The 5300-nt window shown below is 65.5% G+C and carries 4 protein-coding genes and 3 pseudogenes; 6 read left to right on the top strand and 1 reads right to left on the bottom strand.

Annotated elements, in window-relative coordinates; translation table 11 throughout:
* Positions 1-1843: 1843 nt before the first annotated feature.
* Both DY245_RS44130 and DY245_RS06215 read left to right on the top strand, forming a co-directional pair.
* Positions 1844-2014 carry a hypothetical protein gene (locus DY245_RS44130; protein ID WP_181923541.1) on the top strand — a complete coding sequence of 57 codons (171 nt, stop codon included), beginning with the start codon at positions 1844-1846 and terminating at the stop codon, positions 2012-2014.
* A gap of 225 nt (positions 2015-2239) precedes the next feature.
* Positions 2240-2655: pseudogene (locus DY245_RS06215) on the top strand (transposase family protein); the annotation flags it as partial.
* Between the two features lie 155 nt (positions 2656-2810).
* Here DY245_RS06215 and DY245_RS06210 read toward each other — a convergent pair.
* Positions 2811-3371, bottom strand: coding sequence for a GNAT family N-acetyltransferase (locus DY245_RS06210; RefSeq protein WP_128504382.1), 561 nt, complete (start codon positions 3369-3371; stop codon positions 2811-2813).
* 160 nt (positions 3372-3531) lie between these two features.
* On the opposite strand from DY245_RS06210, the pseudogene DY245_RS06205 reads away from it, so the two are divergent.
* The 4 genes and pseudogenes from DY245_RS06205 to DY245_RS45870 all read left to right on the top strand — a co-directional run.
* Positions 3532-4299 (top strand): annotated as a pseudogene (locus DY245_RS06205) (tyrosine-type recombinase/integrase); the annotation flags it as partial.
* A complete protein-coding gene (locus DY245_RS47460; RefSeq protein ID WP_128504380.1) occupies positions 4289-4696 on the top strand; it encodes a DUF6262 family protein in 408 nt (135 codons plus the stop codon). The pseudogene DY245_RS06205 and the gene DY245_RS47460, both read left to right, overlap by 11 nt.
* Positions 4697-4800: 104 nt before the next feature.
* Positions 4801-4989 (top strand): annotated as a pseudogene (locus DY245_RS45875) (TetR family transcriptional regulator); the annotation flags it as partial.
* A gap of 1 nt (position 4990) precedes the next feature.
* The coding region (locus DY245_RS45870; RefSeq protein WP_244942857.1) for a TetR/AcrR family transcriptional regulator at positions 4991-5300 on the top strand (310 nt) is incomplete at both ends.

Raw genomic sequence — 5300 nt, 5'->3', positions numbered from 1 at the left:
CCGAGCCACCCCACACCCCCGGATCAACGGTCCCGGAGTGATCCAACCACCTCGAAGATCATTTCGTTAGGAGTTCTAAGGGCGATGAGGCTGAGCGGCGGTCCAGGTCGTTCGCGTCGCCGACCGGTCGACTCAGCAGAGCAACCCGCTTGCCGCGCATGCGGCGCTCCCACAACGACAAGGAATGTATCCATGGCTCCGCAGTGCAGGACCAGCCATAGCGCCCCGTATACCTGCGAGAGGTCCTTCTTCCTCAGACACTGGGTTGGTGACGGGCATATGGAGCGTGCTGCGCCCATCTGTTGGAGCGGTCTTGACCACGCTGATCGGAGTCTTCGCCGGCAGTATGGTCAGCAGACGGGCGCAGGACCGTAGTTGGAATCGAGATCAGCAAGTGGCTGCGTGCTTACGCGTACCACATGAGTCCTCCACTGCGTTGCCGGGACTGAGTGCAATGGAGGCCAATCGAGACCCGGAGCAGATCCGCCGAGACTGCTTCAGCAGAGGGACGCGGACGCAGTCAGCTGGCCTGGTCCTGGAACTTGAGGGCAGCCAAGAAGTGTGGGAGGCCGCTGCGAGGGTCCTGGAGGCAGCCCGGGCGGCCGCACCTCAGTGAAGATCACGGCAACTACGCCGATGCCCAGAAGAAGACCCAGCACATGTGGGAAGCCATCAATGAGTTCGTGCGGGTTGCCCGGACTCGCCTGGCACTCTGACTCTCGCCGGTGGTGGTCTAGCCTGCGGGCCAACTACAACGCTCAGCCGGGCCATGTAGCACGCTCAGGGGCCAATTAGAGCGCTAAGTCTCATCAGTCCGGGAGAGCAGCGTTTACATCGGCGAGCTTAGGATCGTTTGTGACTGAGTTCTTCAGATGGCCCGTGAGCAGCTGAGTCGGCCCGGCTGAACGTCGCAGTTGGCCGGTGCATGTTCAGCCGTGGGTGAGAAGCTGATTCCGATCCTCGGTGCTTAGGACGGTGTCAAGCGCTCGCCTGTGAAGTCTCGGGTGCTCTTGATGGTCGGAATAGCGGCCCCAGTGCCTGGCCCGGCCGGGGCCGACACCGCCAGGGAAGCCGCCTTCGCCCGGTGTTGGCTACGTCGTGGCTGAGATCCGAGGGGGTGATCACTCGGGTGAGCGATGGGAAATGAGCCGTGACTCTGGTGCAGGTGCCGGGGGTCCGCTGCCTCCGGATGAGCTGGCTGCGAGGGAAAAGGCGTCACACAGGTGAAACGCGGGACGGGGGTGACGCCTGGTGGCCGCTGGGCGGGCCCCTGGCTTTTGTGCTGGACGGAAGCGATGAGGCGATCTCTTCGCTGCCCTGGTGGGATTCCGGCCATCGCGTGTTGTTCGAGTGAGGTCGGACGCGGCTGCGGACAGGTTGTTCCTGCGGGCGCCCGTTGCCCGTTCGCCGCGCGGTCGCGGCGGCCCTTCACATAGTCGGCGGCTGGGCAGTCTGTCGCGCGGGGGCGGGCCTTCCGCCGGTCGTGGCGCGTGTCCAGGCCCTTCGTTCGTGTCACTCCGCGAGAGGATCCCTCATGTCGGTCCGAAAGTCGTCTCTTCCCATGCTCTTGGGCGCTTCGTTGCTGGTCGCCGGTGCGCTATCGACGTCGGCCACTACGGCCGGCGCGGCCCCGATGCCGGAGGCGGGGAAAGTCTGTTCCATCGAGGACTTCCGCACAGATGATGACGGGAAGCAGATGAGCTCAAAGGTTGAGTTGTGCGCGTCCACTGACGGTAAGACGTTGAAGTTTGGGCTGACATCGGCGAGGTGCTTCATCGCAACCTGGATCTCTCCGTGGAGGGAGCTCCCCGAGTGCCGTGTGATGTGGTCGAGTCTGCTCGGCGTGTCCAAGGACGGCGCCCCGTTGGATGTAAAGGAGCTGCGCTACGCGGGGCCTGGCACCTATCGCTTCACCCTGAAGCTGCGCGTCGAAGGCCACGAGTCGAACGGTGACCTCGTCGACACCTGGGTCGAGGGTGAGCCCACGTACAAGCTGAACCTCACCACGCCGTAGGAATCGACGGGCCCGTCCTGTCGGGGACAGTACCCACAGCGGATGCGGGAGCGGCTAGAGGCAACCTCCTCCGGAGCTGATTAACCTCCTCGGAGCAGCCCACCACTGGGCGATGCAGACAGGCACCGCACAGTGATGGGCGTGCAGCTGTGCGACCAGCCGGCCCCGACACGACGGCCGGCGTACCGACCAATGCCGTTGTCACCCACGTCTGGGTCCTGCGCGGTGCGCCGGATCGCCTCCAACCGGCCCTACTTCTCCGGCAAGAAGCGGCGCCACGGCATGAACGTCCAGGTCCTGGCCGACCCGCTCGGACGGCTGTTGTGAGCCTCGCCCGCACTGCCCGGCGCCACACACGATCTGACCGCGGCATGCGAGCACGGCATCATCGACACCCTCGCCGAGGCCGGCCTCAAATGCTGGGCCGACAAGGCATACCAAGGCGCCGGCCGCCTTGTCCGCGTCCCGTTCAAGGGACGCAAGCTCAAGCGGTGGCAGCGCCGCCACAACACCACCCACGCCAAGATCCGGTGCGTCGGCGAACAGGCCATGGCCAGCCTCAAGAGCTGGCGACTCCTGCGCAAGCTCCGCTGCGCAGCACCAACCGGATCACAGGCATCGTGAAGGCCGTCCTCGCCCTCACCTCACGTCAGCGTGAGAAGGGCTCAATCCAGCAGGGACACCGGGGACGACATCGCGCTGCCCACCGTACGCCGACAGCGGACCGAGGCGACCTGATCCATAGGAGGGGCCCCGGATACCGCCTGATGACTCGATGCCGCGCAAACCAGGGCTACTACTGCTTCCACTGCTCCTTGGTGATCTCGTACCGTACGCCCCCGTGCACGGAGCCCTCGATCATCTCCATGCCGGAGGGGATGGGGATGTTGTCCGTGAGCGTCATCTTGAGCTTTTCCATGATGTTGCGCGAACCGTGATTCACGGACATCGTCTCGGCCCAGATCATGCGCACACCGAGCTCAGTGAATGCCTTCGCCAGCAAGGCTCGCGAGCCCTCGGTCGCATAGCCCTTGCCCCATGCCGCCTGTCGCAGTCGGTAGCCGAGTTCGACTTCGTCCAGCGGGCCCTCTGGTTGTGGACGGGAGTGGAACCAGCCGATAAATGCACCGCCGTCCTTTTCGTGCGCGGCGAAGAGCCCCAGTGCGCCGTTCCACCGCTCGTAGCCGGCGAGGATGCGCGGCAGGTATTGCTCTCGGACGACCTGCGGCGCGGTGGGCTGGCCGCCGGTCAGGTAGCGCATCACCGCCGGGTCGCTGTCCAGCTCGATCAGCAGGTCGGCGTCATCGGCAGTGAAGCGCCGCAGGACCAGGCGATCGGTCTCCAGATAGGTATCCACGAATAGATCATGACTGGAGCAAGCCGGCATCCCAACGGATTTCCTCGGAACCTCGAGAACTCTGCTGCTTCCAAGGCCGCACTGCGACGCCCCGTAATTCCCTCACCCTGACGTGAGGTGAAGGCAGAGGACGGCCTTCACCTCACGTCAGCGTGAGAGTGGAAAGAGCTCACTGGTGCCCATCGACGAAGAACTCGAACAGAAGGTTCGTGATCACCAGCGCCGAATCCTGGAAGAGCGGCCCGAGGGCGTGTCGGTCCTCTTCCCCCGCGCCGACGCGAACCTCCGCGGCGACAGACCAATCAGCACTTCCGGGTACCGGGTCTCGCTGACCGAGTGGCTCCAACACTGCGAGACCGGCGACGAGCTCGGCCGCCCCGTGCAAATCACCCCGCACCAGTTCCGGCACACCCTGGGCACCAGGCTGATCAACAAGGACGTCCCGCAGGAGGTCGTCCGTCAAATCCTTGATCACACCTCGGCCCAGATGACCGCCCATTACGCCCGGTTGTCGGACATGACCGTCCGCCGGCACTGGGAGAAGGCCCGCAAGGTCAACGCTCAAGGCGAGACCGTTTCCCTGGACCCAGCCGGCCCTCTCGCGGAGGCGGCGTGGGCCAAACAAAGGCTCTCCCGGGCTACGCAGGCCCTGCCCAACGGCTACTGCGGACTGCCGGTGGTGCAGTCCTGCCCGCACGCCAACTCGTGTCTGACCTGCCCGATGTTCATCACCACCGTCGAGTTCCTGCCCCAGCACCTTGAACAGCGCCGGCAGACCTTGCAGATCATCTCGTCGGCCGAAGCCCGCGGGCAGAAGCGGCTCGTGGAGATGAACCGGCAGGTTGCCGACAACCTGGAGAAGATCATCACGTCGCTCGAAGACGACGGTCAGTCAGACACCAGCGAGGCGGCCGCCGATGCCTCCTGAGCCCAACCCCGCACCGCTCATCGCCGCCGCCCGCAAGCGCCGCGAACTCACACGCGCCAAGGCCATCCAGGCCCTGCGAGAACTCGACCGCACCAGAGCTCCGGTGTCTTTCGAGGGCGTTGCCCGGCGCGCGGGCATCTCACGTTCCTGGCTCTATGGCCAGCCTGACATCCGAGCCGAGATCGAACGGCTCCGTGACACGACTCGGCGTTCCCCCTCGCCGCAGATCCCTGCGGCTGAACGCTCCTCCGATGCCTCGTTGCACGCACGCCTGGAGGCGGCCCTGGAACGGAACCGGCAACTTGTGGAAGAGAACCAGAGTCTGCGTCGCCAACTCGCTCACGCACTCGGCGACCAGCGGGCATCCACACGCGCAGGCGCTGGTGGCCAGCTCTGATACCCCGTCATCCGCAACAGCGGTACCTGCGTGAACACATCCCCGTTTGAATTCCTAGGACTCCTAGGTTATATCTAGGAGTCCTAGGATCATTGGGAGGGTGTATGGCGCGGGCCGGGCTGACGGCGGAGCGGGTGACGATCGCGGGCGCCGAGCTGGCGGACGAGGTCGGGCTCGACCGGGTGACCATGTCGCAGGTGGCGCGGCGACTCGGCGTGAAGGACGCGAGTCTTTACACGCACGTCCGCAGTCTGGAGGATCTGCGCGGACGGATCGCACTGCTGGCCGCCGATNCGTGAAGGACGCGAGTCTTTACACGCACGTCCGCAGTCTGGAGGATCTGCGCGGACGGATCGCACTGCTGGCCGCCGATGAGAAGACCATCCGTATCGCCGAGGCGACCGCCGGGCGGTCGGGCAAGGACGCGCTGGTCGCGTTTGCCAACGCCTGGCGGGAGTACGCCCGCCAGCACCCGGGCCGCTACATGGCGACGCAGACCCCGATCCAGATCGACCCTGAGCTGGCCGCAAGAGCGCCCGGACCGCGGCGCGCGGTCGAGCTGACCTACGGCATGCTGCGCGGCTACGGACTGGCCGAGCCCGAT

It is taken from the genome of Streptomyces inhibens (assembly GCF_003389455.1).
Classification (GTDB): domain Bacteria; phylum Actinomycetota; class Actinomycetes; order Streptomycetales; family Streptomycetaceae; genus Streptomyces; species Streptomyces inhibens.
This window is presented reverse-complemented; position numbering and strand designations above follow the sequence as displayed.

Bases quoted from the DNA above. Each gene is read 5' to 3' on its own strand.
- DY245_RS47460 (WP_128504380.1), top strand. From the start codon at position 4,289: ATGCCTCCTGAGCCCAACCCCGCACCGCTCATCGCCGCCGCCCGCAAG.